Source organism: Olivibacter sitiensis DSM 17696 (assembly GCF_000427965.1).
Lineage (GTDB): Bacteria > Bacteroidota > Bacteroidia > Sphingobacteriales > Sphingobacteriaceae > Olivibacter > Olivibacter sitiensis.
Genome location: NZ_ATZA01000032.1, coordinates 1 through 26419, shown reverse-complemented (window position 1 = coordinate 26419; position 26419 = coordinate 1). Strand labels below are relative to the sequence as shown.

Genomic DNA, 26419 nt, shown 5'->3' with positions numbered 1-26419 from the left:
CAAACCTGTTTTAATAATACTGCCTATCTTCTATAAATCGGCAGGGAAAAGAAACAAAGTTCTCTATTTCTTCCAACAAACTGGCCCATCTCCCTTCATCCGCCATTTTAAAATCTCCAATAAAATTGTCCTGTCCGGTAGAGATCGTCGGCTGTGTGTCACTTCCTTTTTGAAAATACAGGCTCAGGTCTCTTGGTGCATCCCGCCAATAATATCCCACAAAAACCCACTCGCCAATGCGCGACAGGGGCATGATATGCGCAAAGTGACGATTGCCGATACCTATTAAGCTATGCTCACTGTCCAACCAGACGAGGAACTGTCCATCATCCGACAACAGGGCGGACAAAGCTTCCGGCATCAGCCTAGTGGCGATATTGGTCAGGTAATCGGCTTTCACTTGCAATGAGCCCGAGAAAACCTGATAGCTGATGGCGTCGTCCAGAATGAACGAATCCACATAGCTATCCCTGAAAAAAGCAGAAACATCCGGATCATAGTCCAGGTAAAGGCCACAATAGTCATAAAATTGAGCGATATTATTAGGTTTCCAGGCACGTATGGACAAGCTTGTCCTGCCACTCCATTGGGATTCCAAAAAGTCTTGGCTTTCATTTGTCTTCGGAGCACCAAGGCCCGCTGTCAAGTGCTGTTTCAATAGCCGATAATCCCGCTCGCCGCCATTGCCCAAAGAAATGTTCGCACTGGCATTGACCATGGGCCAGGCCCTATTAAACCCTTTGCCTATCTGCCAAGCGGGGGAGAGAAAAGTCAGTTCCTTTAATTGAATGCCATTCAACACCACTGGAGCTTTGATGGTGTACCTGTACTGCCTGTAGTTGGTATTGGGTAGGTTTACCTGCTCACGCCTCACTTGTTTTATCTTTTCCAGGTAAGAAAAGTTTGACCAGGCGATAAACAGATTGCTATCCTCCAGTAAGATCCCCTTTTCCAGTTGCCCCATGTCCATGCCGTTCTCTTCGGTCTGGGGGATTATGGCAGCCTCTGCTGTGGGTTCTTTTTTCCAGACAATCGCTGGCTGCTCCCCTACCTCACGGGTCAGGCGCTCAAATCCTATCCTATCAAAACGGGGCAATGCACAGAGCCAGTTCAGTACATCGGAAAAACCTTCGGCATGCGATTTTACGTTTACGCTGGAGCGAGCAAATCCAGCCAGATTAATATCGAAGTCCGTATTGGGTTTCACTGTCGAATAACTCTTTATGGTAACCATCTCTATGGCGCTTTCATCAATGGACTCGCTATATCCATTGGAACAGGTCACCACAAACCGTCCACCCGAATGCGTGACGCGCATACCCGAAAAAGGCGACCCAATCGGTATTCCCACCTTAAACTCGCGCTCCCAAAGGATAAAGGGCTCACGGATGTCTTCATCCTCCTTGGCCAGTTCATAGGCATGCCAGTCAAAGGCGGACAAGTCTTTCATCCATTGCTCCAGCTCATGAAATCGAGGTATCAGGGACGGAACGGGCAAGATATCCGGCACACTTTCCGAGCTTAAGGTCAATGTATAATGGGCACCCTTGCGCTTTCTTTCAAAGGTAATAAAGTCTATCTTTTCCGTCGGTAAGATCATGCTCCTTGCCTCTGCCTTAAAAAGCGTAATGTCCCTTTGCCTCACATATAGCTTCAGGTCTCCCATGTACTCCAGTTCATTGTCTTTTTCATCCAAGATGCGATACGATATGATGATACCGCTATGCGGCAGGTAGTCTATCTCCAAAACGGTACTGACCAGCTCGCGGTAACGGTATCGCAGCGACTTATCCTGCTTTGGAAAAGGCTTATCCCTGTTTTCCCATAAGACAAAGTGGTCTCTCTCGTCCTTGGAACCGTCCAAAGTTTTCTCCAAAAAGACCGCTACCTGTTTCACTCGCCTGCCCCACCACCGTCGTTGCTGTACGAGATCTGCGCGCACTATGCGTGCCCGTTGCCGCATGGAAACGCCATACCGAAAATCTTTCCGCAACCTGTACAGGGCCCATCTATGCCTTACGAATGCCCTCAGCGCAAAAATGCCCCATGCCCACAAACAGATAGACCAAGGCCATGACAACAACCAGCAGATCAGCAGCCAAGGCAAGGCCATAAAAAGGGTAAGTGCCCAATAAAAGGCCCATAATCTCGCTTTCAGCGATTTCAATTCCAGTTGAATAGGACGTCTTTCCATAGTGCTATTACCAGTTTCCCCCCGCACCGCCACCACCGCTGCTGCCACCGCCCCAACTGCCACCGCTTGAACCGCTACTGCTACTTCCAGAATAACCGCCTCCAGATGCGGAACCGGAATCCCGTACTTTCACGGGCAAAACAACCATTCCCAATAGCACTTCATGCTTGCAGAATGCGCACTTTTGCAACTCCTGCCCCTTTCCCGTGTTTTTGAAAGTAGCTGCTTTCAGGGTTTTGACATGCGGCGCACTTAAGGTTTCGTAATGGCATGCAGGACAAGTGCTGAACAGGTGGGCTTTGCTTCCTGTCCAAGCCACCGCTTTTGTGTTTTCCGAATCGGTATCTCGCCATAGTTCGTAACTCTTGGATCCCAGTCGTTCCTCCTCCTGTTGCCCTTTGTCCAGATACAGCGAGAGTTTGGTTAGCTCGTCCCTGTTCAAGCGTTTCCACGTTCCCTGCGCATCGGGAGCAATAAATCTGACCCTTTGCTTTTTCCAATACTTCCATTGCTTCAGTACCTTTATGAGTACCAATGGCGATAACACAATGGAGAATAGCATACTTTTATTAAATGCCGATAATTCCCGTTTTTTATTTTCCTCATCCTTATACAGCTGTTCGATGACCCGCACACCGTCCCCATACTTGACATTCAAGGCTATGGTACCCAATACGATGATGTAATATGGAAAATAATCTAGGCGAAAGAGCGTCAATGGATGCTGGGAAAACAGCAGCATGACAAACATAGAAAGGAAAAGCATAACCAACAAGAGCATGCCAGCTACCATGAGCGGATAATAGTCAATCCCTCGCTTTCTCGACTTTCTCTTCTTCTTGCGGTACATCGCTTTGTCTATGGCACTGTCGGCCCGTCTCCACGCCATGATGTACAAAAGCAACCAAAAAGCGCTGTTCAATAGCGGGTCACCATATCGGTGCCATAGGCTTTCCTTTCTGGACAAATCCCCATGCAGTTCTGCCCGTCCGCTCTCGCTGGTCAAGGCGTGTTGAACGGCCTTCATGACCGCTACTGTGCCTTCATCATATTTGCCTTTCCGAAAATGGGGTACCAAGCCCTGCTCGCCCAGTTGTTTCAGCAACGCATCTGGCAAAACGGATTCCAGCCCATAGCCCGTAATGAAGCGATAGGCCCGCTTATCCCTGGCAATGAAAAGCAGCAAGCCCGCATTGTTTTCCATACGGCCAATGCCCCAATAGTTATACAGCTCCAAGGCAAACTCGAAGTCGTCCGAACCCACGTAATCGTCTACGGCAACCACCGCGATTTCCACCCCGCTCTTTTCCTCCACTTCCCGGGCCAAGCGGTTGAGCGAATCGACAGCCCAACTGGATAATACCCTATCGGGATTGCTTACATATTGCGATTGACCATATTGCTTGGGATTGGGCACGGTACGCACACTGTATTGAGAAAATACGGCGCCGTACCGGCAACAACAAAGCAAAAGAATGAACGCAAATTTCCTCACATGCAACGATTTTATAGACACTTCCCCTATGTAACCTTGCAAAATTGAAAAAAATATGAAATAGCCCCTATAGCTGAAAACAGGGAATTAAAAGATTAAACGATATACCTTTCCATCTCCTCCAGCGAGCAACACCAAATTTCCACTGGGAGAAGAACGCACCACATTAAGGCTGATATCGGAAATATTTTTCCAGGTCTCGCCATCATCTGTCGAAAAATCTGTACCTGAAGTGCCAGTAGCAATTACTTGTTGCGTCTCGCCAATCACTTCCACGCCAGATTTGTAGCCAGAAAGCCTGCTTCGTGGGGCTTTCCAAACAGAACCATTGGCAGAAAGCTGAATTACATTGTTATTGTTTCTGTCGTTGACATAATCTCCGCCTACCGCAATGACTTTTTTATCGGTAGTAACGGCTATGGAAAAAATCCCCTGACTATTGCCCCCCTGCTCAATAGGTACATTATAAGGTGTCCAAGATCGTCCGTAATTATAGCTGTACCAAAGCCGCGCCTTGCTCCCACCCGTACCGATCCATACCGAACCATCTCCCAGTGTTCTGATACCCGTGCCGCTAGCGGCAAATCCAGCCTCTCCTTTCAGCAGTTTCACGGCCGCCTCTTCACTGATGTTGCTCCAAGTTTGGCCGCCATCCGATGTGGTCAGCAGCTGCATCAAACCACCAATGGGATCGCCAAATGCCAAGCCCGTGCTATCATCCCAGAAAGATATGCCGTCAAAGAAAATGGAATCACGATCGTCTTCGTACACCTTTGTCCAGCTCGCTCCCCTGTCAACAGTGCGGAGTATCACCGCCGGACTTCCCGCACTCACTACCACGGCCACGCTGTCAGAGAAGGCAGCTATAGACCTGAAATCCAATTTTTCGTCCCCCTCAATCGTCTGCCATTGCCATGTCTTGCCACTGTCGACGCTCAAGGCTACGCTGCCTTTGCTTCCGCTCACCCAGGCGACCGAATCATTTGGCAGCGCCATACCCCTGATGCTGACCTGGTTTCCTTCGTGCAGCTTTTCCAGTTGCTGTGCATGGAGACCAGCAACGCAAATCACCTGCATGAGCAGGGCCGTGAATAAATTATGTGTTCTTTTCATTTTTAATAGTATCAAGATTTAAGTATCAAGTATCAAGACATAAGTATCAAGGCTGATTGTCAGTTTGCTAGGATGCTTTAGTCTCTAGTCTTTGAGCTTTAGACTTATATTTCTCCCATACCTTAATCGCCTCCACGGCCTCCTTCACGTCATGTACACGGATTATGTTGACCCCTTTTTCCAACAACAAGGTATGGAGTACCGTAGTCCCCGTTAATGCCTCCGCCGCAGTATTGTTCAGTAATTTATAAACCATCGATTTTCTCGACAAGGCCCCGAGAATAGGCAACCCCAGCACCTTTAATTCGTCCATTCTGGCCAATAACTCGTAATTCTGATCCAAGGTCTTGGCGAAGCCAAAGCCCGGATCGACGATGATATCACGCAAGCCCAGCTCGCGTAGACGCGCTATCTTGGGCAGCAGTTCACGGATCATGTCGATGACCAGATCATCGTATTGGGTGAGTCGTTGCATCGTGTTTGGCGTTCCCCGGCTGTGCATCAAGACATAGGGCACGCGGTACTTGGCTACCGTATCAAATAGGTTATCGTCCAGATTGCCGCCACCAATGTCGTTAATCATATGCGCACCGGCACGAAGGCAGGCCTCAGCTACGCTTGCCCGAAAGGTATCAATGGACAGGACAGCTTGCGGGTACTTTTTAACCAATAGCTCCACCATAGGCAGTAAACGATCTATCTCCTCTCCCTCCGATACATCGGCGGCACCCGGCCTGGAGGAATAGCCACCCAGATCCAGTATGTCTGCACCTGCTGCCAACAGCTGTTCTGCATGCTCCAGGGCATGCCCGGTATCCAGATACTGTCCACCGTCATAGAAGGAATCGGGCGTGAGGTTGAGTATGCCCATTACCCTGGGCCTCGATAGGTCCATCAGGTTCTTCCCCGTACGTATCAGCGTTTGTTCTTCTAACATAAGTACTATGTGTTACGTACTACCTTTTTGCTTTCCATAGCACAAAGTTGTAACAATGTCACAACAAAGCCAAATAAATTTGGCTTCTCATAGTTAACATTCCATCCCTACCGGCTCCCTTGCCTATCGCTAATAATAAGGTAGCAGTACTATGAATGCTAAAGGAAAGCTGACTGAACACCGAGTAGTCAACGGATTTGAAGGGACTTGGACGGATTCTAACAATTTTTATGAATATTTTTAAAGTATTGCGAGTGTGAACCTTTGTCAAGCTTAGGGATAACGGACAAAGCTTTGTTTCCTTAGTCCAAAATTACTCGTTTTTAGACAACGATGCGAATGCAATGTCTAGGTTGCCACTGCACCGCAACATACTCCGATGCGCATTAGCATCTGTAAAAAATAGTCCCTTAAAATTGGCTTTTTAAACAGGCTTTGTTTAGGTTTGTACTATTCAAATTTTACCGCTGAGAAACGAACAAGATGGAGATTACGAATAGCACGTCTACCGAATTTGATGCCGTTATAGGTCACTGTAGAAACCTTTTTCTGAAAAAGGCTGCAGACTATGGTACCGCCTGGCGCATTATGCGCTTGCCTTCCATTACCGATCAGATCTTCATCAAGGCACAGCGTATCCGCACCTTGGAGGAAAAGAAGGTCTCCAAGGTGGGTGAAGATATTCCCAACGAGTATGTGGCCATTGTCAATTACTGCATCATTGGCATCATCCAGTTGCAACTGGATGCCGATGCACCGGAAAAGCTACCTTTGGAAGAAGTAAGCCGCTTGTACCAACAGGCCGTCACCGAGACCAAGCAGCTGATGTCTGCCAAGAACCATGACTATGGAGAAGCCTGGCGCGATATGCGCATCAGCTCGCTCACCGACCTCATCTTGATGAAGATATTCCGCGTGAAGCAAATCGAGGACAACGAGGGTCAAACCCTGGCTTCCGAAGGCATCAAGGCCAACTATCAGGATATGCTTAACTATGCCGTTTTTGCATTGATTCGCTTAGACTTTGCCAAAGAGGCTAGCACAGGCACCTTGGTATAAAAAAGTTTTATCTTTTCGCTCTTACTATGAACGCACATACATACGCTACCGCTCGACGTCCCAATTACCCACTGCTTGTTTGCCGACTACTGGTAGGCCTACTGTTCATATTTTCCGGCCTCATCAAGGCCAATGACCCCGTCGGTTTCGGCTACAAGCTGGAAGAATATTTCGAGGTGTTTCACTTGACCGTATTCAGCGACTATGCCGTGGCCATTGCTATCCTCCTATGCGCCTTGGAAATTATCCTTGGGGCATTCCTGCTCTTGGGCTTTGCCGGCAGATTGGTTGCCTGGGGGCTATTGCTGCTCATATTCTTTTTCTCCTTCCTCACCTTTTATTCGGCCTATTTTGAGGTGGTAAAATCCTGCGGATGCTTTGGCGATGCCATTCCCCTCACCCCGTGGCAGTCGTTTGGGAAAGATGTTTTCCTATTCATCCTTATATTGGTTATTTTTATTTACAGGAAACAGATAAAGCCCATCACAAACAGTTTGGCTGTCCAAATGGTATTGGGTTCCCTGATCGTTATCGTTTCTTTTGGCGCGGGTATATATACCTACAACTATCTTCCGGTCATTGATTTCTTACCTTACAAAGAAGGAAACAACCTGCCCGAGCAAATGCACGTGCCCGAAGGGGCTCCTGCAGACGAATACCAAATACAGTACGACCTGAAGCACAAGCAAAGCGGTGAAGAGAAGACAGTAACGGACAAGGTCTATATGGACGAAAAGATCTGGGAAGACGACCAGTGGGAAATCATTGGAGAACCCGAAAGCAAGCTCATCAAAAAAGGATTCAGTGCTCCCATCCAAGATCTACGCATCACCGATGCCGGTGGCGAAACTGATTTCAATGATGAAATATTGGCCAACCCCTACTATAACCTGCTGGTGGTAGCTTACGACCTTACCGAGACAAACCTCGATGCCCTCGCAAAGATCAATGCAACTGCGCTCAACGCTTCCGAGCAGTATAATGTACGTACCGTTTTATTAACGGCCAGTTCCGCCACACAGGTAGATGAATTGGACAAACACCTCAAGCTGTTTATGGAGCCTTTCTATGCCGACGCCATTCCTTTGAAGAGCACGGTAAGAAGCAACCCCGGCGTGCTGCTGATGAAAGACGGAACAGTTGTCAAAAAATGGCACTACCACACTTTCCCACAATTTGAAAATTTGGCAAAAGACTATTTTTCCAAGGAAAATTAATCCGTCATGAACGCAAGCTTAGGCAATACACGGCACCTTTTTCTCATAGGCTTTATGGGAGTGGGCAAAACAACGAATGGCAAAAAGCTGGCAGCCCTGTTGAACTATCCGTTTGTGGATCTCGATGAGGTCTTTGTGGAGCAGGAAGGGATGCCCATCAGCGATTTCTTCGCCCTGCACGGCGAGGCCGCATTCAGGGAAAAAGAAAGGGAAATCCTGCGAGCAGTTGTTAATAGACCTACCAGCGTAATCTCCACGGGCGGCGGAGCACCTTGCTATTTTGACAATATGGATTGGATGAACCAACAAGGTACTACTATCTACCTCACCATGCCTCATACGGCGCTGGCCAATCGGCTGGCCAACAGCAAGCGCCACAAAAGACCCTTGATAAAGGATTTGAGCGAGGAGGAAATACTCCAGCTCATAGAAGAACGGATGCAACAGCGCGAACCATTCTACAGCCAGGCGCAGCATCACATCCCAGCGTTAGATCTGGATTTGGAAGAATTGGCGAAAAATTTAGGTCTTAAAGAATAACCAAGGCTTCTACCACCACGGCTCCCACGTGCTCGTTGAGCTTGCCGATGATCTGCTGGCGCATCATCATCAATTCCTGCTTGATGACGGCCGATTCTACCCCTATGTACAAGCGCTTGTCGCGAATATAAAGCTTAGTAGTCCTGTTGGCGATGGCTTGCCCCATCAGCTCGGGCCAAGCGGCTATGAGTGCCGTCTCGTCAAATTTGCGGCGCATCTTCCGTACGTCCAGGTACTGCATGATCGCTTCCTTCAATGTCTTATCGTTCGTTCTTTTCATGTTGCGATAGCTGTGTTACCTGTCCTTTGTTCACGTCAAAGATACGTACTTCGGTATCAATTCCGTCAAACGTGTTTTCCACACGTTTTGCGCTGGTATCAGTAAGGAATATTTGGCCAAAATCATCGTTCGAAACCATCTGCATCAACTTTCTCGTGCGCATATCATCTAACTTGTCAAATATATCATCCAATAGTAAGAGTGGCTTGTAGCCTTTGCTCTGCTGAAGAAAGCTATATTGTGCCAGCTTCAGCGCGATGAGAAAAGATTTTTGCTGCCCCTGCGAGCCGAATTTCTTCATGGACATCCCTTCTATCAAAAACGACAAGTCGTCTTTGTGAACACCCACCGTAGTGCGCTCCATGGCTACATCTTTTGGCCAGGCTTCCTGCAGCAGTTGATCAAAAGGCAAATCCAATAACTGCGACTCATAGCTGAGCTGTACATTTTCGATCCCATCGGAAATGAAATGATAATGCTTGTCGAACATTGGCACGAACACTTCCATAAAGGCACGCCTCTTGGCAAATATCTTATTTCCCACGCCCGCCAGCAGCTCGTCATATACTCTCACCAAGCGTTCATCGCGTACTTGTTGCTTTAGTAGGCTATTCCTATTTTGCAAATACTTGTTATATGTAATCAAGTCGTCGAGGTAACGGGAGTCGGTTTGGGAAATAACGTTGTCCACAAACCTGCGTCTCTCCTCACTCCCCTCGGTGATGATGACCGAATCGTTTGGCGTGACCATCACCAAAGGATACAAACCTATGTGATCTGCCAAACGTTGGTAATCCTTTTTATTGCGCTTGAATTGCTTCTTTTGATTTTTTTTGAGGCTGCAGGCGATGACATCCTGCAATCCGTCTTTCTCAAAAGTACCCTGCACCATAAAGAAATCCGCTCCCTTCTTAATCTGCTGAGAATCGACGGGATTGAAATAGCTCTTACAAAGAGAAAGATAATGTATGGCATCCAAAAGATTGGTCTTCCCAGCTCCATTTGCTCCTGTAAAGGCATTTACGCCAGGTAAAAAACTCAGGTTGGCCTCGTCATAATTTTTGAAGTGAAGGAGGGACAAAGTTTGCAACCACATGGGCACAAAGATAGGCAAATAGAGACAAGACGCAATAAGCGGAGAAATGAGATATGGGATGCAAAACGCCGAACGTGAAATAAAAGATAGGCACAGGCACGGCAAAGGACAATTCGCATCCCTTCAATTGACAAAAATTTTAAGCACAAATAAACTTGTAAGTACCTACTAAAAATGTATTTTTGCAATCTTTAAAATTCATTAATAGAAGCAAACATTAACAAATAACAGTGAGCGTCAATAACACTAAAAACAACGGAACGGGTAGTTTTGTCCGTGACAACCAAAAAAGCCTTGCTTTCATTGCAATAGGTGTCGTCGTATTGGTTATATTATTTTTTGGTTACCAATATTTCTATTTAGCACCTAGAGCCGAAAAAGCTTCCAATGAAATGTTTCGTGCTGAACAGTATGCTTTGATTGATTCTTTGCATAATAAAGCAATAGATGGTGATGGCTCCTATCTAGGATTTAAGGAAATAGCGGATGAATATTCCAATACCAAGTCGGCCAATATTGCCAATGCTTATCTGGGAGGTCTATACTTACGTCAAGGAAAGTATCAAGAAGCAGCAAACGCACTCGAAAAATATAGCGATAGCGGAAGCCCCATTATAGACCCACTAGTAGTCGGTTTATTGGGTGATGCCTACTCGGAGTTAAAAGACTATAAAAAAGCAGCTCAGAATTATAAAGAAGCGGCTGAGAAAAGCGACAACAACTTTACCACACCTCTATTTCTAAAGAAACTGGGATTGGTGAATGAAGCTCAAAACGATTACAAAAACGCTCTTGCTGCATATAAGAAGATAAAGTCCGACTATCCTGAAAGCTATGAGGCCTCTATCGTTGACAGCTATATAGCAAGAAGTGAGGCAAAGCAACAGTAGTTATGCTGTAATTAATTCAAGATATGGCTACCACACTCAAAAACCTCTCTGATTTCTCCCATATAGATGTAGCGAGCGCTAGTGATCTCAAGATTGCTATCGTTGTTGCTCAATGGAATGCACAGGTCACTGGAGCGCTTTTTGACGGTGCGTACCAACTCTTGATAAAACAAGGAGCTAAAGGGCAAGACATTACCGTGGTGCAAGTTCCGGGAAGCTACGAATTAATAAGTGGTGCTGATATATTGTTGCGCAATGCGGATATCAACGCGGTAATTTGCTTAGGTTGCGTTATACAAGGAGACACCCCACACTTCACCTTTATATGTAATGCAGTGGCCAACGGACTTGCCGATGTATCTATCAAGCATGGAAAACCAGTCATTTTCGGAGTGCTCACTACCAATACCTTAGAACAAGCTTTGGAACGAGCAGGCGGCAAGCACGGAAATAAAGGGGAGGAAGCGGCCGTCACAGCTATACAGATGGCCCAATTGAGCCGTAGTTTCTAAATATATACGTCTTTAAGCAATATTTTCAGATAAAAGCAGTTTAATACTAACTAAAGGGTTAGAATATTGATTGCTCTCCCTTTAGTTAGACTTCTATATTATCAACCCCGAATATCGACTTGTGATAACGGCTTTAGATTAAAAAATATCAAACTATAAGGGTAGTATATTGTTACCTACTTGCTTTTAAAAATATAGAAATGAAGATTAATTCATATAATATAAAGCAGTTGACGAGCATATGCTTTTTGTTGTTCTTATGTTTTAACAAGGCCATTTCTCAAACTAAGGAAACCGTACTCAACCTAATATGGACTGGACTTGGAGGAAAAGAAGCATGGGATGAAGCGCACTTTTTTATGTTTACCTGCAATCCATCGACCAAAAACCTCACCAAGGGTAGCCACACTTATATCTGGGACAGCAAAAGTGGTCGTTGCCGTTTTGAAGGGATATTGCCCGAAAAAAACGAAAAACTTGTAGTTTTATTCAACAGTAAAAACAAAAGCGGGCAGGTCTACGTCAACAACAAAAGGCTGACAGAGAAAAAAGAAGCACGCGAGTGGCTCAGTTATGCACTTAATTCTTTCCAAAATGACGCATATTGGCTCTTCCCTCCATTACTTTTGGAAGGCAGCCAACATATTGAGGTAAGTGATCAAGAATTGATAGGCAACAAAAAATATTTCACCCTAGAGATACAAACGACCGTCACAAGCAAGCTATATATCGACGTAAACAATGGGCAGATATTCCAATGGGAATCGTATAATAGCAGCGGCGTACTGGAAAACAGGTTTCTATGCATGCGCTACAAGGATATTGGCGGGGGCATCCAATTGGCCACCTTTCTGAACGATCCTGAAAGAAACCAAAGCATCAGCTATCCAATAGTATCGGCGCTCGTCAACGTAGAACCACAAAAATTCTCCAGTCCATAATGTTGGACATCAGACATAAGACATTTGGCATATGGAATTGTGCCAATCTAAAAATCGTAAATCGTAAATAATACCATGGAATGGATAAAGCTCAATGATTTAAAACAATTGGAAGAAATCGGACAACAAGAGGGATATAGCTTGATTTTCAAGCATAGTACCCGGTGTCCTGTCAGCAGCATGGCCAAAAGGCAGTTTGAAATGGAAAGAGACCTACTGCCCGCAGATCTTCCCTGCTACTTTTTGGATTTGATTGCACACAGAGATATTTCTAATGCCGTTGCCCAAAAATGGGATGTCCAGCATGAATCTCCACAGTTGCTACTTATTTATGGCAACAAATGTGTGTACAATGAATCACACAGCGGAATAGACGCGCAAGAAACGCGCAAGCAACTTCAATAAACATAGGATAGGCTGCCGAAACTGGCAGCCTAATATAGATTACCAGTTGTAATGGATAGTCTTCTTTATGGCAGGGTCCAAACTCAAATAAACAGGGCATGTCTCTGCCGCCTTACTCAATAGTTTTCGCTGTTTTTCCTCAAGTTGTAAACTGGCCGGAAAGTGAAAATCTACGACAATTTCCGCTACCTTACGAGGATTTGCCTGCATAATCTTGGTTGTTTCTACCCGAGTCCCTTCCAACGCAATGCCATGCGTACGAGCTGCAATTCCCATGATAGTGAGCATACAGCTGGTCAATGCAGCAGACAAAAGGTCGGTGGGTGAAAACGCCTCCCCTTTTCCTTGATTATCCACCGGGGCATCGGTAATAAGTTCCTTTCCAGATTGAACATGCTTGGCAGAGGTCCGCAATTCACCCAAATAAACAGTTTCTATAGTTGCCATTCCAAATATAATAAAGATGTAATAATCACACATGTTCTATAGAAAGAACATATGCATACACTATTTTTGAGCGCTAAAAATACAATTATTATCTCTATTTTTGTACTATGATAGAACTACCTGTTATCCCCGTATCTCAAACCCAACGTAAACCCGACTGGCTTCGCGTAAAGTTACCTGTGGGCAAAGAATACAAGCATGTGCGCGGTCTGGTGGACGAACACAAGCTGCACACGATATGCGAAAGCGGCAATTGCCCGAACATGGGGGAATGCTGGGGAGCAGGTACAGCCACCTTCATGATTTTGGGTAATATATGTACCCGTTCTTGCTCCTTTTGCGCGGTAGCCACCGGCAGACCAAAAGCGGTTGAACTGGATGAACCACAACGTGTGGCTACGTCGGTAAAATTAATGCAGGTAAAGCATTGTGTTATAACCTCAGTAGATCGAGACGATCTAAAGGACGGCGGTTCCACCATTTGGGCAGAAACTGTTCTCGCTATTCGCAGGGAAAGTCCCGAAACCACGTTGGAAACCCTTATTCCCGATTTCAAAGGTAATTGGGAAAACCTGGATCGTGTACTGGCCGTGCGTCCTGAAGTCGTGTCGCACAATTTGGAAACTGTGCGAAGGCTTACTAGAGAGGTGCGTATTCAAGCCAAATACGACCGTAGTTTGGAATGTCTTCGCAGGATATCTGCTGCCGGACTTCGTACCAAATCGGGCATTATGCTCGGCTTTGGAGAGTCGGAAGAGGATGTGATAGAGGCCATGCAGGATCTATATGACGCTGGCGTACATATACTCACGTTGGGCCAATACTTACAACCCACAAAAGCCCATCACCCCGTCATAGAATGGGTTACTCCCCAACAATTTGACAGATACCGAGAAATAGGTATCCAAATGGGGTTCAAGTACGTGGAAAGCGGCCCACTTGTCCGCTCTTCCTATCATGCAGAAAAGCATTTATTCGATATGTAATCGGGAGCCCAAAGCATCTTTTCAATTCTATTTAAGGTAGGTATTTTGCAAAACCCATAGCTATTTGTAACTTTAACCGAACAATTGATTTAGCTATTATGGGAAAGAAAATATTAATGCTTGCAGGCGATTTTGTAGAAGACTATGAAATTATGGTTCCCTATCAGGCCTTATTGTCCGTGGGTTTTGACGTAGATGTCATTTGTCCAGATAAAAAAGCAGGTGATAAGGTGGCCACAGCCATACATGATTTTACCGAATTTCAGACATACCTGGAATTAAGGGGGCACAATTTTGTGCTCAATAAAGATTTTGACAAAGTAAATCCTGCAGAATATGATGGCCTATATGTTACAGGAGGTCGTGCACCGGAATATATCCGCCTGAACGAAAAAGTATTGGAGTATACCCGCCATTTTTTTGAAACGAATAAACCCGTTGCCGCTATCTGCCACGGCATTCAAATACTAACTGCGGCAGGCGTGGTCAAAGGGCGTACCTTGACTGCTTATGTCGCCGTGGGTCCTGAAGTGACGCTCGCGGGTGGCAATTTCAAGGAGATACCGGCAGATCAGGCCATCACCGATGGCAATTTGACCACTTCCCCTGCATGGCCTGGAAACGCAGCGATATTAAAGGGATTTTACAAATTGCTGGGAGTGGAAATCTCGTTTTCCTAAGGTTTTATGAAGTATTTCTCAACACGTCATGGTGTCACCAAGATAGCCACCATGACGTGTTTTTATTTATAACTCATATTCCAAATTCTCACAAAAAATATTCTCCATCCTCAACATTTCTTCTATCATCTGCGGTTTCACATCTTCATCGGTGACCACTCTCATTATCTTGTCGCAGTCATCCAAATTGAAATTCCATTGCTGAACAGACCTCATTGACTCCAACAACGTCGACACCTTCTTTACCTTTCTTCTGGTGTCTACACTAGTTTTAAAGATAAATACTTGTTCCATTACATCTTAGATTAAATCAGGAGTTCTTTGTTACGCCTTATCTTCATTTTGGATAGGTGTCTCTTTGTCCCAGTGACACATACGATAGCGCATCGATGCTTTGAAGCCTTCCTGCTCTTTTTCGTTCATTTGGTCAAATCGCTTCCACCCTGCTCTCCGTGTCCAAGGTCCACCACCTTTCTTGCCACCTCCAAAACCGAATAATAGCTTGCACAGGAGGAATAAAGCCATTGCCTGCCAAAATGTAATGCTGCTAAGGCCAGAAATAGACGGAACCACATAATTCCATAATTGCATTACGACAAAACTTACCAAACCGACACAGGCCAGTGCCAACAAGGGGATAGCGACAAACCGCACCCTACTTTTAAACAATCTTTTCATATGCTCTAATGTTTATTTACTTACAATTTCACTATACAATAATTTCAGCCGCTTTCTCAGGTGAAGGACGGCGTATCTCTTCCTAGAGATTAGCTTGCCCACAGGCTCACCCGTAATGTCTGCAATCTGCGCAAAGGGTATTTGGTCCAGCTCGTGCCAGACAAAAACATCTCGCTGTTTCGGTGGCAACTCTTCCAAAGCGAGGAACAACTGCTTCCACACTTCATTGCTCTCGTAGGCTGTCTCAGGCGTATTATTGGATATTAAATACAGATCTTCTATTTCCAAGTCTTCCTCCGACCCCATCTTTTTAGGTTCCCAAACAGTCTCCGTTTTTTTGCGGTGTTTATCAATAATCTTGTTTCTAGCTACTTTATAGAGCCATGCGCCCATTTGTTCTACTGGTTGCGCATTGACCACCGCACTCAATTGATACCATACATCCTGTAAAATGTCCTCTGCATCCGCATCGCTCCTTACCCGCTTACGTATGAAGCCCAGCAACTCTTTTCCATAATGTTGTATGGACTTGGTTACTTTACTTCGCTGCTCTTCTACCATGACGTACAAATCAGACATGCCCCCTATTATTACCTATTAATAACGTAGACGAACAACCAACCGAAACATTTCATTTTTTTTTATCTTTTTTGATGTACTACTTATTCGTCGAACTAATGTAGTTGAATAGCAGTCCAACTATCCAATAAGGCAACTAAAATCCCATTACAACTAACTACTTCGTCATTTTTTTTATATTTTTACCTCAATAATTGAAACTATGAACCCGACATGATTAAAATAATCATTAATTACCCACAGGGCTCCGCCTTTGGCGGATTAATCATCAAGGGCTCCATCTGACCACTAAAAAACATATCATAAACAGATGAAAGGAATAATCTTAGCTGGAGGTTCTGGAACACGCTTACACCCCATTACCCTGGCGGTGAGCAAGCAACTGATGCCCGTATACGACAAACCGATGGTCTACTATCCCTTGTCCACATTGATGTTGGCAGGGATAAGGGACATACTCATCATATCTACCCCACACGACCTGCCCAATTTCGAGAAACTGCTTGGAGATGGGTCTGCCATCGGTTGCCGTTTCAGCTATAAGGTACAAGAAGAGCCAAATGGACTGGCGCAGGCATTCGTATTGGGAGAGGACTTTATCGGGAAGGACAAGGTGGCCCTGATATTGGGAGATAATATATTCTACAGCGAGGGATTATCGAAGCTCTTGCAATCGAGTGCCGATCCCGAAGGCGGTGTGGTCTTTGCCTATCCTGTGTCCGACCCCGAGCGTTATGGTGTAGTAGAATTTGACGAAAACAACAACGTGCTCTCCATAGAAGAAAAACCTGCAAAACCCAAATCAAACTATGCTGTTCCAGGTATTTATTTCTATGACAATAGTGTGGTCGAAATAGCGAAAACGATCAAGCCATCTGCCAGGGGCGAATATGAAATAACCGATGTCAACAAAGAATACCTGAAACAAGGAAAACTGAAAGTAGGTGTCTTCAGCAGAGGAACGGCGTGGCTCGACACAGGGACCATTAAATCGCTGATGCAAGCTGGCCAATTTGTGCAGGTCATCGAGGAACGGCAAGGGCTCAAGGTGGGATGTATTGAAGAAGTAGCGTATCGTATGGGCTTTATCAATGCCGATCAGCTGAGAAAGATAGCCGAACCACTCATAAAAAGTGGATATGGCAAATACCTCATCAAATCGGTACTGAAAGAGGACCTGGAAGACTAACATGCAGTGGTGGAACTACTAGATGAAAATGATCAGGAGGCAATCCACATACTATATGGACTTGTTGTCTCTGTAGTCAAAATAGTCAGGGGAAATGAACAAATCCTCATCGTGGATGATCTCGACAAAGAGATACAGCCTATCAATATGGATCAAACCACCACTAGGGAAGCTATAAGATCTATTTTTGTCGAACTAGGAATAGAAATAGCCTATAGCGGAAAGGGGAGTAACGAAAAGGGGGTTGTCATAGATATGGATGAAAGTCGGATAAACGAATTTGGGCTTGATTCAGATACGATCAGATTTGGTCAAACTGTCATTCGCACCGACAACTTACAAAAGCAAATCATCGGGAAAACCAATGAGCTAAAGGACATCGACGCAAAGGACTTGCCTACTTTAATAGACAGATTGATAGCGATGGCTATCAATAAAAGTTAATATATTTTTCCCGGGTTCAATATATTCTTGGGGTCAAATAGTTGCTTTATCCCTTTGAGTAGTGCCAGATGTATATGACTGTACTTTATGGGCATGTACTGTCGTTGCACCAAGCCAATTCCATGCTCTCCGGAAATCGTTCCTCCGAGAGCTACCGTAAGCTCGAACAATTCCTTAATACCTTCCTTCAATTTTGTCGCCCAATCTGCATCACTCATTGCTCCCTTAATGATATTGATATGCAAATTGCCATCACCGGCATGCCCATAACATATCGATCCAAAACCATATTTTTTACCCAATACCTTTACCCCGGAAATCAACTTGGGCAGTTCAGCTCTCGGCACTACCGTATCTTCCTCTTTATAAACCGAATTGGATTTGACCGATACGCCCATTCTTCTTCTCATATTCCAAAGCGCTTCTTTTTGGGCTACGGTATCTGCCAAAAGTACGTCCATTGCCTGGTGAGCGTCCAATACTTTAAAAATCGCCTCGGCCTCCTCCATCAATATCTCTGTATTATTACCGTCCAACTCGATAAGTAGAAATGCCTGGGCCCCCTCCTTTAAATCAAAATGCACATCATCATAGCGCATCACCCATTCTATTCCCGTTCTTTCCATAAATTCGAGTGCAGATGGGACTATTCCGTTTCTAAAAACATGCCCCACAGCTTCGCATGCCAATTCATTGGATGGAAAGGAAGCCATCATGAGCATGTCGTGTTTTGGTTTGGGAACTAGCTTCAAAACCGCCTTCGTCACGATACCCAGCATACCTTCCGAGCCTATAAAAAGCTGCGTAAGACTATAGCCAGACGAGTTCTTTAAGGTGTTTGCACCTGTCCATATCACTTCCCCAGAAGGCAATACAACTTCCAGGTTGAGTACATAGTCGCGAATAGTGCCGTATTTGACAACACGTGGCCCGCCACTGCCATTGGCGATATTGCCCCCAATAAAACAGGAACCTTTGCTAGCAGGATCAATGGGATAAAGCAAGCCCTTTTCTGCAGCGGCATCCATTAGCTTTTGCGTAATTATCCCCGATTCTACGGTGGCTTGCAAATTGCGTTCATCTATTTCCAACACCCTATCTAGCCGCTCCAAAGACAATACTATTCCTCCAAAAACAGGCAGGGCACCGCCAGCCAAACCAGTACCTGCGCCCCTAGCCGTGACAGGAATATGGTATTGCGTGCAGAAGCTGAGCAGCCTGGATATCTCCTCTACGCTTTCGGGAAGCACCACCAATTCTGGATAAAACCTCAGATCTTCCGTCTCGTCATGGCTATATCGCTCTATATCTTCCCGTTTATATAATAACCTGCCTGCCGGGATAATCTCTTGAATTTCATTTAATAGGTCTACATCTATTTTGGAATATCCCAAATGGCCCTCTTCAGCGGGTGATATCAATTCATCTTCTATCATACTATTTGGTTTAATACTAATTGGTCATTTCAAATATATTAGCTTTTTCTCAATTTTTCACCCACTCAAGAGAAACCAAAGCTTCGGCAGTATCGGCACCAAATGGAGGATTCATTTTCCTGATACTAACCTTTATATATTCCAAGAACGAGTACCGCTCCTTCACTCTTCTCACTATAGCATCAACTACTGTCTCCAATAGCTTTCTGCTCATGTTCATCTCCTCACGCACAATGGCATACAATGTTTCGTAATTTACGGTTTCTTTCAACTCATCTCCACCGCCAAGCACCTTATTTACATAACAATAAACATCAACAAAAAACTCATTGCCCAAAATCTGCTCTTCGGGATAAAAGCCGTGAAAGGAATAAAACCTAAGATTTTGTAAAGCAATCACTTGCTTGTAAGATTCCATAATCGCAAACCTACACATTTTCCTGTCCACAAAAAAGGCACCCTTAATAACCATTCTTCCATAGACCGACATATGAACTGCATTTTTTGATTCGATATTTACAGCTATTTTTATATGTTTGCCTTTATTAATGTATATTAATAGCTTTATAAACCAATTAATGACGGGAAACATCCATGAGTGCCGAAGGGGCAAGTACCAATGAGAGTGAGGTCGGATATTAGACCCCATTGGTAAACAAACAGATAGTCAAACGAGGTATCTCATGAATGCCCTTAAAAACCAAACATAATGAATAAATATGCACATATGACTTATAAACATTTCATTTTACCTGTATTTTTAATGGCTTCTATTGCCCCTGTATTTTCACAGCAAAAGAACGAAAAGATGACACCAAAAGACACAGAAGTATGGGAGCCTGTTCCTCCAGTAGTTGCTACACCCAAAGATCAAGCACCTTCGGATGCCATTGTTTTGTTTGACGGCACCAACTTAGATGCTTGGGAACCAGCCAAGAGACCTGGCGAAAAAGCCGAGTGGATTGTAGGCGGGGGAACATTTACGGTCAATAAACCCGCTGGAAACATACAAACAAAGCAGCGATTTGAAGACTACCAACTGCACTTGGAATACTATATCCCGAAGGATATTGATGGTGAAGAGCAAGGCAGGGGAAATAGCGGCTTATTTTTGGCTTCAACAGGACCAAACGACGAAGGTTATGAGTTCCAAATACTAGATTCGTACGAGAACAGGACCTATAGCAATGGACAATTGGGTTCCATTTACAAACAATTCATCCCTCTTGCCAATCCAGCCAGAAAACCTGGAGAGTGGCAAAGCATTGATCTGGTATGGACGGCGCCGAAATTTGGCACAGATGGCTCATTGATCTCTCCTGCAAAGATTACCGCTTTTATAAACAATGTCTTAGTACACAATAATGTGGAATTGAAGGGTGAAACGTTCTACATTGGCCATCCGGTATATAAGGCCCATGGCCCCTCTCCCATTAAACTACAGTCACATGGTGATCCCAGCAAGCCCATCAGCTTCCGCAATATATGGGTTCGAGAGCTGAATAAGTAAAAGTAATGTAGAAAAAGCTATTCCTTTTGAATAGCTTTTTCTATTTTTACCTGTTCACTATGCTCATTCAAGCCATGAAATACTTAAACTTCTTGTGCTTAACTATCACGCTCCTGCATTTCAGTGTCATATCCAACGCACAAGAAAGAAAACGTGCCAGAGCTTACGGTTTCACATTTGGGGTCATGCAACCTGGTCCACTCAATGCCATCACAGACATAACTGGAGTGAGGGTTGGACATACCACCCTCGTGGATGGAACATCTATACGTTCTGGCGTCACGGCTATACTTCCACATCAAGGCAACCTGTTCCAACAGAAAATTCCTGCCGCTATTTTTATCGGAAACGGATTTGGAAAGCTCGCTGGCAGCACGCAGGTAATGGAATTGGGCAATATAGAAAGTCCTATCATACTAACCAATACGCTTAATGTTGGCACTGCGATAGATGCCGTAGTAAAATACACCTTATCCCAAAAGGGCAATGAAAGCGTTCAATCGGTCAATGCCGTAGTAGGCGAAACAAACGATGGCTATCTCAATGACATTAGAGGTCAGCATGTCGGCATTAATGACGTGCTCAATGCCATTGACCAAGCGCACGACGGCCCTGTTCCCGAAGGAAATGTTGGTGCAGGCACTGGAACGGTATGCTTTGGCTTCAAAGGAGGAATAGGTACCTCATCCAGGAAATTACCAACAAGCCTAGGGGCATATACGGTAGGAGTACTGGTGCAAAGTAATTTCGGAGGTGTACTTCAAGTAGATGGACATCCAGTTGGGAAGGAGCTTGAGAAATTCTCTTTTAGCAACAATTTACTCAACAATGTAGACGGTTCATGCATGATTATTGTGGCAACCGATGCCCCGCTCGATGCCCGAAACCTAGAGCGATTGGCAAAGCGAGCTTTTATGGGCCTGGCGAAGACTGGTGGCATCGCCAGCAATGGCAGCGGAGATTATGTAATTGCCTTCTCCACTGCTCCAAATCTCAGAATACCACACAACACGGAACAAAAAACACTGCCGCTAGAGCTATTGCATAATGACTATACCTCTCCCCTATTTATGGCGGCTATCGAAGCCACGGAAGAGGCGATTATCAATTCGCTTTTTATGGCGCAGGACATGACTGGCTTCAATGGACATGAAATAAAAGCCATACCCATAGACCAGGTCATCAAAATAGCAAATCAACATCAACAAAAAATACAACAATAACATCATGACTACCAAATATAGCTGGATAAACGGCGAGTTCATCCCCAGTGATGAAGCGAAAATTCATGTCTCGGACCTTGCCATTCAGCGAGGATACGGTATTTTCGATTATTTTAAGATCATAGAAAATCAGCCGGTCTTTTTGGACGACTATCTTGATCGTTTCTACCGTTCAGCAAAAGAGCTATTCATTCCCGTAAAATATGAGCGAGATGAATTAAAGCACATTATTTATGGGATCATTGAAAAGAATGATCTGCCTTATTCCGGTATGCGTTTTGAACTCACAGGAGGTTATTCAAAAGACGCCTATACGATTAGCGAACCCAACTTCATCATCATTCAGCAAGCATTGAAGCTTCAAGATACGATTGATAAAACGGGTCTTAAAATAAAAACTTTTGCCCACCAGAGGCAATTACCTCAGGTCAAAACGATTGATTACCTCATGGCTATCAAGACGTTGTCTTCAGGTGAATACAAAGATGTGGATGATATCCTCTATTATAATGAACACAGTATCACCGAGTGTCCCAGGGCTAATTTTTTCATAGTAACAAAAGACAAGGTATTAAAAACCGCCAAAGATCAAATTTTATCCGGAATCACACGTAAGCATATCATCCAATTGGCCAAACCGCTAATGCCTGTAGAAATTGGTCCTATTTCGATTCAGGAGGTGTATGAAGCCGAAGAAGCTTTTATAAGCAGTACCACAAAGAACATTATGCCTATCAGCCACATTGATGATAAAGTAATCGGCAACGGGCAGTGTGGATCAGTAACGGATATGCTTTTTACACTACTGCAAGAACATATAAAACATCAAACACCTAGTCACACCGAATAGGGATACGTATTGTATAATTATTTCGTTCTTATTCTAGAAAATAATTAGCCATCGGACTAATGCAATGGCATCGACACCATTGATTATTAAAAATAATGAAAATCAATTTCTGTTACTTACTATTCATAATCGCTATTATACCCACCCAGGTATCGGCACAAATAATACATGATTGGGAAAACGAGAAGATATTCGAGATAAATCGAGAAACTCCAGCAGTCAATACTGTTCCCTTTGCCTCCAACGAGCAAGCGTTAACGCATCAATATGAGCAATCTCCTTATTTCCTTAGTTTGGACGGAACATGGAAATTCAAGTGGTCCAAGTCACCAAACGAGAGGCCAAAGGACTTTTACAAATTGGATTTCAACGACGCTGGCTGGGACGAGCTCAACGTGCCTTCCAATTGGGAGATAAATGGCTATGGAACGCCCATGTATACCAATATCAGGTATCCTTTTACTTACGATCCGCCAAAAATCATGAAACCCGTCGATTCAAGTTGGACAAAAGCGAAAGAGCCCAATCCGGTAGGTTCTTACAAAAAAGAGATCGACCTGCCACTTGACTGGACAGCCAAGGAAGTCTTCATTCGTTTTGAAGGAGTACAAAGTGCCTTTTATCTTTGGGTCAATGGCGAGAAAGTGGGATATAGTGAAGGAAGCATGAGCGGTGCCACTTTTCGCATAAGTCCTTATTTACAACAAGGCAAGAACACGCTTGCTGTCGAAGTTTACAAATGGAGTGACGGAAGCTACCTGGAGGATCAAGATATGTTCAGATTAGGAGGCATCCATCGCTCTGTATACTTGTATGCTACGCCACAGCTTCATATCCGCGACTACAAAGTAGAAACCGTACTCTCAAAAGACCTATCATCAAGCACATTACAGGTAAATACCTATCTCTCCAACTACAACTCACATAAAATCACCAATGCTTCCATCAATATACGACTATTTGATGACAAGAAGGAAGAGATAACCTTAGACGAAAATGCTACAGCTAGAATTAGTTCCCTAAAGCCCTTTCAAAAGGATAAAAACTCATCTTGGTTTAGCAGATTTCTTAATAAGTTAACCAATCGCTCGGACAAAGAAGAAGAAATACCAGTGCAGGTTGAAACTACGGTCAACCTGCCGAAATTATGGACAGCAGAAACACCAAATCTTTATACACTTGTACTCGAGCTGCAAGATGCAGATGGCCGTATTATCGAGACACAAAGCAGTCAAATTGGATTCAGAAAGGTAGAAATAAAAGACAGCCAATTACTCATTAATGGTATCCCAGTGATCCTAAAAGGGGTAAATAGGCACGAAATGCACCCCCAATATGGGAAAGCCGTTCCTCTAGAAAGCATGATAGAGGATATTAAATTAATGAAGCAGAATAACATCAATACCGTCAGAACATCCCATTATCCCAACGATCCTAGGTGGTATAAGCTGTGCGACCAATATGGGCTGTATGTTATTGATGAGGCCGATCTAGAAACCCATGGTGCTAAAAAAGAACTTGGCAACAGCCTGCATTGGCAAGCTGCCTATGTGGCTCGGCAGGAAAGCATGGTGCAGCGCGATAAGAACCACCCTTCGGTCATCATCTGGTCTCTTGGAAACGAATCTTGGGGAGAGGAGAATTTCAAGGCCTGTAGGCAAGCCATTCTGAATATAGATCACACTCGTCCCATACATTTTGAAAGTTATAACGAAGTGGCAGATATCGAATCAACTATGTATCCATCTACTGAATCGTTACGAAAAGCTGGGCAAAATCAGTCGACAAAACCCTTTATTATGTGCGAATATGCCCATGCGATGGGCAATGCAGTAGGTAACCTGCGTGAGTATTGGAATATCATCAAGGCCCACAAAAGATTGATAGGTGGTTGCATCTGGGAATGGGCGGACCATGCTATCCCAATTGGAAAGGATAAAAACGGAGCAATCATATACGGCTATGGAGGCGATTTTGGAGATAAACCAAATGACGGCCATTTTTCAGTGGACGGCCTGATTAAGGCCAATCGTTCTACCACGGCTAAACTACAAGAAGTCAAAAAAGTATACCAGTATATAGACTTTAATGCTTTAAATATAGCCGAAGCGACTTTCCAGATCACCAATGGCTATAATTTCATACCCACGAGTAATTTCGATTTGCATTGGCAGCTACTTGAAGATGGGAAAAAGGTATTAGAAGGGAATATCAGTTCACCTTTGGCGCAAGCAAATGACAGCACCGTTATACAAATAGCCGAATTGAAAGACTTTGATTATGCCACTGATAAGGACTATCACTTAAACACTTCTTTTCAACTAAAAGAGGCAACACTATGGTCGCCGCAAGGATTCGAGATAGCCAAAGAACAAATTGAACTCGCAAAAAAACATTATCATGTCCAAGCATTGGACGAAAACGCGGCCCCGCAGTTGATCAACATGGAGAACGATCAAGACCTCACGTTCATTGGAGAACAGTTCCATGTAAGTTTTAATAAAAATACCGGAACGATTTCCTCCCTTGCCTATGACAATAAATCGATAATAGATGGCGCCGAAAACGGTCCCAGAGTGAATATATACAGAGCACTATTGGACAATGACAGGCTAAAAGATTGGGGGAATCCAATTCCTTGGCATGAAGAAGGATACGATTCTTTGACTTATACCGTTGAGAACATGTCTGTAAATAACATTGACGGCCAACACAGTCAAGTTGACGTACAGATTTTGGCGAAGACAAAATCCAATTACGTTGTAAAATGCAATACCATCTATACCATAGATGGCAGCGGTGCCATTCATATCTCAAATAAATGGGTTCCAGATACGTCCGGCATCCCCCTAGCTCGATTGGGCCTTAAATGGGTATTAAATGACGAACTGGAGGATGTAGAGTGGTTTGGAAGAGGCCCTCACGAGAACTATAATGATAGAAAAGAAAGCGCTTTTATTGGAAGATATAAAAGTGATATCAAAAATCTTTCGGAGACTTATCTGTTTCCACAAAGTAATGGAAATAGGGAAGACAACCGTTGGCTTTACATTGGTTATGACCAGAGTCTTGGCTTACTAATAGATGGAGACGATTATTTTTCATTCACATTGAGCAAATATTCCGAAGAAGCACTCCATAAAGCACAGCACAACCACCAACTATCAGAGAGTGGTGCCAATTACTTATATATCGATGTGGAGCAAAGAGGGGTTGGAAATGCGAGCTGTGGTCCTACTATATTACCCTCATATAACGTGGACAAAAAAAGCACGGTATTCAGCTTTAGTATCAGGCCTATAAGAAATATGGAAGAGCTGGACTAGCCCACGGAGAAAACAGAGATACTATATTGCTCTAAGTTTATTTCACCCAATTTCTGGCAGGTAGCTCCCCATAGTTCTCCTAGGAGGATTGGAATAAAGCTCAATTGTCCGTTCATTTTTAAAACAGGCAGCACACATATTCGAGCAAAAAGCAATAGCTATTCCTTATTCTAAACTACTTACAGATTTATCGGATAGGAATGATCCAAAACAAGGAAAGCCCAGACGCATCGCATCTGGACTTTCTCCAATTTATTACAATAAGGTTTGGCGCCGACCTACTCTCCCACATGTTACTGCAGTACCATCGGCTCTGGCGGGCTTAACTTCTCTGTTCGGGATGGGAAGAGGTGGACCCCGCCGATATAGGCACCTGAAATAGGGTTTGACGG

The 26419-nt window shown here is 44.3% G+C and carries 27 protein-coding genes and 1 rRNA gene; 15 read left to right on the top strand and 13 right to left on the bottom strand.

Going from position 1 to position 26419, the window contains the following annotated elements; genetic code table 11:
• Positions 1–10 precede the first annotated feature (10 nt).
• From A37S_RS0115620 to folP, 4 genes are all read right to left on the bottom strand, one after another.
• On the bottom strand, positions 11–2194 hold the full coding sequence (locus A37S_RS0115620; protein WP_028297799.1) for a hypothetical protein: 2184 nt from the start codon (positions 2192–2194) through the stop codon (positions 11–13).
• Between the two features lie 7 nt (positions 2195–2201).
• Complete coding sequence (locus tag A37S_RS0115615) at positions 2202–3689, bottom strand: TPM domain-containing protein (protein WP_169719513.1); 1488 nt, start codon at positions 3687–3689, stop codon at positions 2202–2204.
• 87 nt (positions 3690–3776) lie between these two features.
• Complete coding sequence (locus tag A37S_RS0115610) at positions 3777–4802, bottom strand: YCF48-related protein (protein WP_028297797.1); 1026 nt, start codon at positions 4800–4802, stop codon at positions 3777–3779.
• A 67-nt stretch (positions 4803–4869) separates the two neighbouring features.
• Positions 4870–5739, bottom strand: coding sequence for a dihydropteroate synthase (gene folP / locus A37S_RS24930; RefSeq protein WP_051293227.1), 870 nt, complete (start codon positions 5737–5739; stop codon positions 4870–4872).
• 483 nt (positions 5740–6222) lie between these two features.
• Between folP and A37S_RS0115600 the strand changes: the two genes are divergently transcribed.
• From A37S_RS0115600 to A37S_RS0115590, 3 genes are read left to right on the top strand one after another with little or no spacing between them, the layout of a single operon-like run.
• On the top strand, positions 6223–6798 hold the full coding sequence (locus tag A37S_RS0115600) for a DUF1599 domain-containing protein (protein WP_084163933.1): 576 nt from the start codon (positions 6223–6225) through the stop codon (positions 6796–6798).
• 26 nt (positions 6799–6824) lie between these two features.
• Positions 6825–8015 (top strand): BT_3928 family protein, encoded by a 1191-nt coding sequence (locus A37S_RS0115595; RefSeq protein WP_036602775.1) that lies wholly within the window; start codon positions 6825–6827, stop codon positions 8013–8015.
• A gap of 6 nt (positions 8016–8021) precedes the next feature.
• The gene (locus A37S_RS0115590) at positions 8022–8555 is read left to right on the top strand and encodes a shikimate kinase (protein WP_028297794.1); all 534 of its coding nucleotides are present in this window, start codon (positions 8022–8024) and stop codon (positions 8553–8555) included.
• Here A37S_RS0115590 and A37S_RS0115585 read toward each other — a convergent pair.
• Together A37S_RS0115585 and recF are read right to left on the bottom strand one after the other, a co-directional pair.
• Positions 8545–8835 (bottom strand): DciA family protein, encoded by a 291-nt coding sequence (locus A37S_RS0115585; protein WP_028297793.1) that lies wholly within the window; start codon positions 8833–8835, stop codon positions 8545–8547. The genes A37S_RS0115590 and A37S_RS0115585 overlap by 11 nt on opposite strands.
• On the bottom strand, positions 8816–9931 hold the full coding sequence (gene recF, locus A37S_RS0115580) for a DNA replication/repair protein RecF (RefSeq protein ID WP_028297792.1): 1116 nt from the start codon (positions 9929–9931) through the stop codon (positions 8816–8818). Before recF ends, A37S_RS0115585 begins: the two co-directional genes overlap by 20 nt.
• 230 nt (positions 9932–10161) lie before the next feature.
• Here recF and A37S_RS0115575 point away from each other — a divergent pair, with 230 nt between their 5' ends.
• The 4 genes from A37S_RS0115575 (at position 10162) to ytxJ (ending at position 12679) form a co-directional block, all read left to right on the top strand.
• On the top strand, positions 10162–10821 hold the full coding sequence (locus A37S_RS0115575; RefSeq protein WP_028297791.1) for a tetratricopeptide repeat protein: 660 nt from the start codon (positions 10162–10164) through the stop codon (positions 10819–10821).
• Positions 10822–10844: 23 nt separating this feature from the next.
• A complete protein-coding gene (ribH, locus tag A37S_RS0115570) occupies positions 10845–11333 on the top strand; it encodes a 6,7-dimethyl-8-ribityllumazine synthase (protein WP_028297790.1) in 489 nt (162 codons plus the stop codon).
• A gap of 200 nt (positions 11334–11533) precedes the next feature.
• On the top strand, positions 11534–12274 hold the full coding sequence (locus tag A37S_RS0115565) for a hypothetical protein (protein ID WP_028297789.1): 741 nt from the start codon (positions 11534–11536) through the stop codon (positions 12272–12274).
• A gap of 75 nt (positions 12275–12349) precedes the next feature.
• On the top strand, positions 12350–12679 hold the full coding sequence (gene ytxJ / locus A37S_RS0115560) for a bacillithiol system redox-active protein YtxJ (protein ID WP_028297788.1): 330 nt from the start codon (positions 12350–12352) through the stop codon (positions 12677–12679).
• 39 nt (positions 12680–12718) lie between these two features.
• Here ytxJ and A37S_RS0115555 read toward each other — a convergent pair whose 3' ends face one another.
• Positions 12719–13126, bottom strand: coding sequence for an OsmC family protein (locus A37S_RS0115555; RefSeq protein WP_028297787.1), 408 nt, complete (start codon positions 13124–13126; stop codon positions 12719–12721).
• Between the two features lie 107 nt (positions 13127–13233).
• Between A37S_RS0115555 and lipA the strand changes: the two genes are divergently transcribed.
• The gene (lipA, locus tag A37S_RS0115550) at positions 13234–14112 is read left to right on the top strand and encodes a lipoyl synthase (RefSeq protein WP_028297786.1); all 879 of its coding nucleotides are present in this window, start codon (positions 13234–13236) and stop codon (positions 14110–14112) included.
• Positions 14113–14210: 98 nt separating this feature from the next.
• Complete coding sequence (locus A37S_RS0115545) at positions 14211–14792, top strand: DJ-1/PfpI family protein (protein ID WP_028297785.1); 582 nt, start codon at positions 14211–14213, stop codon at positions 14790–14792.
• A 66-nt stretch (positions 14793–14858) separates the two neighbouring features.
• Here A37S_RS0115545 and A37S_RS24925 read toward each other — a convergent pair whose 3' ends face one another.
• Genes A37S_RS24925 through A37S_RS0115530 form a run of 3 tightly spaced genes read right to left on the bottom strand, consistent with a single transcriptional unit; the run spans position 14859 to position 16049 of the window.
• Entirely contained in the window at positions 14859–15086 is a 228-nt protein-coding gene (locus tag A37S_RS24925) for a hypothetical protein (RefSeq protein WP_036602772.1), read from the bottom strand.
• A gap of 30 nt (positions 15087–15116) precedes the next feature.
• Entirely contained in the window at positions 15117–15470 is a 354-nt protein-coding gene (locus A37S_RS24920; RefSeq protein ID WP_051293226.1) for a hypothetical protein, read from the bottom strand.
• Positions 15471–15482: 12 nt separating this feature from the next.
• On the bottom strand, positions 15483–16049 hold the full coding sequence (locus tag A37S_RS0115530) for an RNA polymerase sigma factor (protein ID WP_028297784.1): 567 nt from the start codon (positions 16047–16049) through the stop codon (positions 15483–15485).
• 310 nt (positions 16050–16359) lie between these two features.
• Here A37S_RS0115530 and rfbA point away from each other — a divergent pair, with 310 nt between their 5' ends.
• On the top strand, positions 16360–17238 hold the full coding sequence (gene rfbA, locus A37S_RS0115525) for a glucose-1-phosphate thymidylyltransferase RfbA (RefSeq protein WP_028297783.1): 879 nt from the start codon (positions 16360–16362) through the stop codon (positions 17236–17238).
• 9 nt (positions 17239–17247) lie between these two features.
• Entirely contained in the window at positions 17248–17682 is a 435-nt protein-coding gene (locus tag A37S_RS0115520; protein ID WP_157278713.1) for a hypothetical protein, read from the top strand.
• Here A37S_RS0115520 and A37S_RS0115515 read toward each other — a convergent pair.
• Both A37S_RS0115515 and A37S_RS27530 read right to left on the bottom strand, forming a co-directional pair.
• A complete protein-coding gene (locus A37S_RS0115515) occupies positions 17679–19118 on the bottom strand; it encodes an FAD-binding oxidoreductase (RefSeq protein WP_084163932.1) in 1440 nt (479 codons plus the stop codon). The two genes, A37S_RS0115520 and A37S_RS0115515, sit on opposite strands and share 4 nt — an antisense overlap.
• A 49-nt stretch (positions 19119–19167) precedes the next feature.
• The gene (locus tag A37S_RS27530; protein ID WP_028297780.1) at positions 19168–19536 is read right to left on the bottom strand and encodes a dihydroneopterin aldolase; all 369 of its coding nucleotides are present in this window, start codon (positions 19534–19536) and stop codon (positions 19168–19170) included.
• A gap of 390 nt (positions 19537–19926) precedes the next feature.
• On the opposite strand from A37S_RS27530, the gene A37S_RS0115505 reads away from it, so the two are divergent.
• The 4 genes from A37S_RS0115505 (at position 19927) to A37S_RS24915 (ending at position 26027) form a co-directional block, all read left to right on the top strand.
• Positions 19927–20628, top strand: a complete 702-nt coding sequence (locus tag A37S_RS0115505) for a 3-keto-disaccharide hydrolase (RefSeq protein WP_245586405.1) — start codon at positions 19927–19929, stop codon at positions 20626–20628.
• Positions 20629–20702: 74 nt separating this feature from the next.
• Positions 20703–21851 (top strand): DmpA family aminopeptidase, encoded by a 1149-nt coding sequence (locus A37S_RS0115500; RefSeq protein WP_036602793.1) that lies wholly within the window; start codon positions 20703–20705, stop codon positions 21849–21851.
• A gap of 4 nt (positions 21852–21855) precedes the next feature.
• Positions 21856–22701 (top strand): aminotransferase class IV, encoded by an 846-nt coding sequence (locus A37S_RS0115495; protein ID WP_036602768.1) that lies wholly within the window; start codon positions 21856–21858, stop codon positions 22699–22701.
• A 95-nt stretch (positions 22702–22796) separates the two neighbouring features.
• The gene (locus A37S_RS24915) at positions 22797–26027 is read left to right on the top strand and encodes a glycoside hydrolase family 2 TIM barrel-domain containing protein (protein WP_051293224.1); all 3231 of its coding nucleotides are present in this window, start codon (positions 22797–22799) and stop codon (positions 26025–26027) included.
• Positions 26028–26292: 265 nt separating this feature from the next.
• On the opposite strand, the gene rrf is transcribed toward A37S_RS24915, so the two are convergent.
• A 5S ribosomal RNA gene (gene rrf / locus A37S_RS0115480) occupies positions 26293–26404 on the bottom strand.
• Between the last annotated feature and the right edge of the window lie 15 nt (positions 26405–26419).

Bases quoted from the DNA above. Each gene is read 5' to 3' on its own strand.
- A37S_RS0115495 (WP_036602768.1), top strand. From the start codon at position 21,856: ATGACTACCAAATATAGCTGGATAAACGGCGAGTTCATCCCCAGTGAT.
- A37S_RS0115595 (WP_036602775.1), top strand. From the start codon at position 6,825: ATGAACGCACATACATACGCTACCGCTCGACGTCCCAATTACCCACTG.
- recF (WP_028297792.1), bottom strand. From the start codon at position 9,931: ATGTGGTTGCAAACTTTGTCCCTCCTTCACTTCAAAAATTATGACGAG.
- A37S_RS0115555 (WP_028297787.1), bottom strand. From the start codon at position 13,126: ATGGCAACTATAGAAACTGTTTATTTGGGTGAATTGCGGACCTCTGCC.
- A37S_RS0115545 (WP_028297785.1), top strand. From the start codon at position 14,211: ATGGGAAAGAAAATATTAATGCTTGCAGGCGATTTTGTAGAAGACTAT.
- A37S_RS0115585 (WP_028297793.1), bottom strand. From the start codon at position 8,835: ATGAAAAGAACGAACGATAAGACATTGAAGGAAGCGATCATGCAGTAC.
- A37S_RS0115500 (WP_036602793.1), top strand. From the start codon at position 20,703: ATGAAATACTTAAACTTCTTGTGCTTAACTATCACGCTCCTGCATTTC.
- A37S_RS0115610 (WP_028297797.1), bottom strand. From the start codon at position 4,802: ATGAAAAGAACACATAATTTATTCACGGCCCTGCTCATGCAGGTGATT.
- rfbA (WP_028297783.1), top strand. From the start codon at position 16,360: ATGAAAGGAATAATCTTAGCTGGAGGTTCTGGAACACGCTTACACCCC.
- A37S_RS0115620 (WP_028297799.1), bottom strand. From the start codon at position 2,194: ATGGAAAGACGTCCTATTCAACTGGAATTGAAATCGCTGAAAGCGAGA.
- A37S_RS24920 (WP_051293226.1), bottom strand. From the start codon at position 15,470: ATGAAAAGATTGTTTAAAAGTAGGGTGCGGTTTGTCGCTATCCCCTTG.
- lipA (WP_028297786.1), top strand. From the start codon at position 13,234: ATGATAGAACTACCTGTTATCCCCGTATCTCAAACCCAACGTAAACCC.
- folP (WP_051293227.1), bottom strand. From the start codon at position 5,739: ATGTTAGAAGAACAAACGCTGATACGTACGGGGAAGAACCTGATGGAC.
- A37S_RS0115505 (WP_245586405.1), top strand. From the start codon at position 19,927: ATGACACCAAAAGACACAGAAGTATGGGAGCCTGTTCCTCCAGTAGTT.
- A37S_RS0115515 (WP_084163932.1), bottom strand. From the start codon at position 19,118: ATGATAGAAGATGAATTGATATCACCCGCTGAAGAGGGCCATTTGGGA.
- A37S_RS0115600 (WP_084163933.1), top strand. From the start codon at position 6,223: ATGGAGATTACGAATAGCACGTCTACCGAATTTGATGCCGTTATAGGT.
- A37S_RS27530 (WP_028297780.1), bottom strand. From the start codon at position 19,536: ATGGAATCTTACAAGCAAGTGATTGCTTTACAAAATCTTAGGTTTTAT.
- A37S_RS0115530 (WP_028297784.1), bottom strand. From the start codon at position 16,049: ATGTCTGATTTGTACGTCATGGTAGAAGAGCAGCGAAGTAAAGTAACC.
- A37S_RS24915 (WP_051293224.1), top strand. From the start codon at position 22,797: ATGAAAATCAATTTCTGTTACTTACTATTCATAATCGCTATTATACCC.
- ribH (WP_028297790.1), top strand. From the start codon at position 10,845: ATGGCTACCACACTCAAAAACCTCTCTGATTTCTCCCATATAGATGTA.
- A37S_RS0115590 (WP_028297794.1), top strand. From the start codon at position 8,022: ATGAACGCAAGCTTAGGCAATACACGGCACCTTTTTCTCATAGGCTTT.
- A37S_RS24925 (WP_036602772.1), bottom strand. From the start codon at position 15,086: ATGGAACAAGTATTTATCTTTAAAACTAGTGTAGACACCAGAAGAAAG.
- ytxJ (WP_028297788.1), top strand. From the start codon at position 12,350: ATGGAATGGATAAAGCTCAATGATTTAAAACAATTGGAAGAAATCGGA.
- A37S_RS0115565 (WP_028297789.1), top strand. From the start codon at position 11,534: ATGAAGATTAATTCATATAATATAAAGCAGTTGACGAGCATATGCTTT.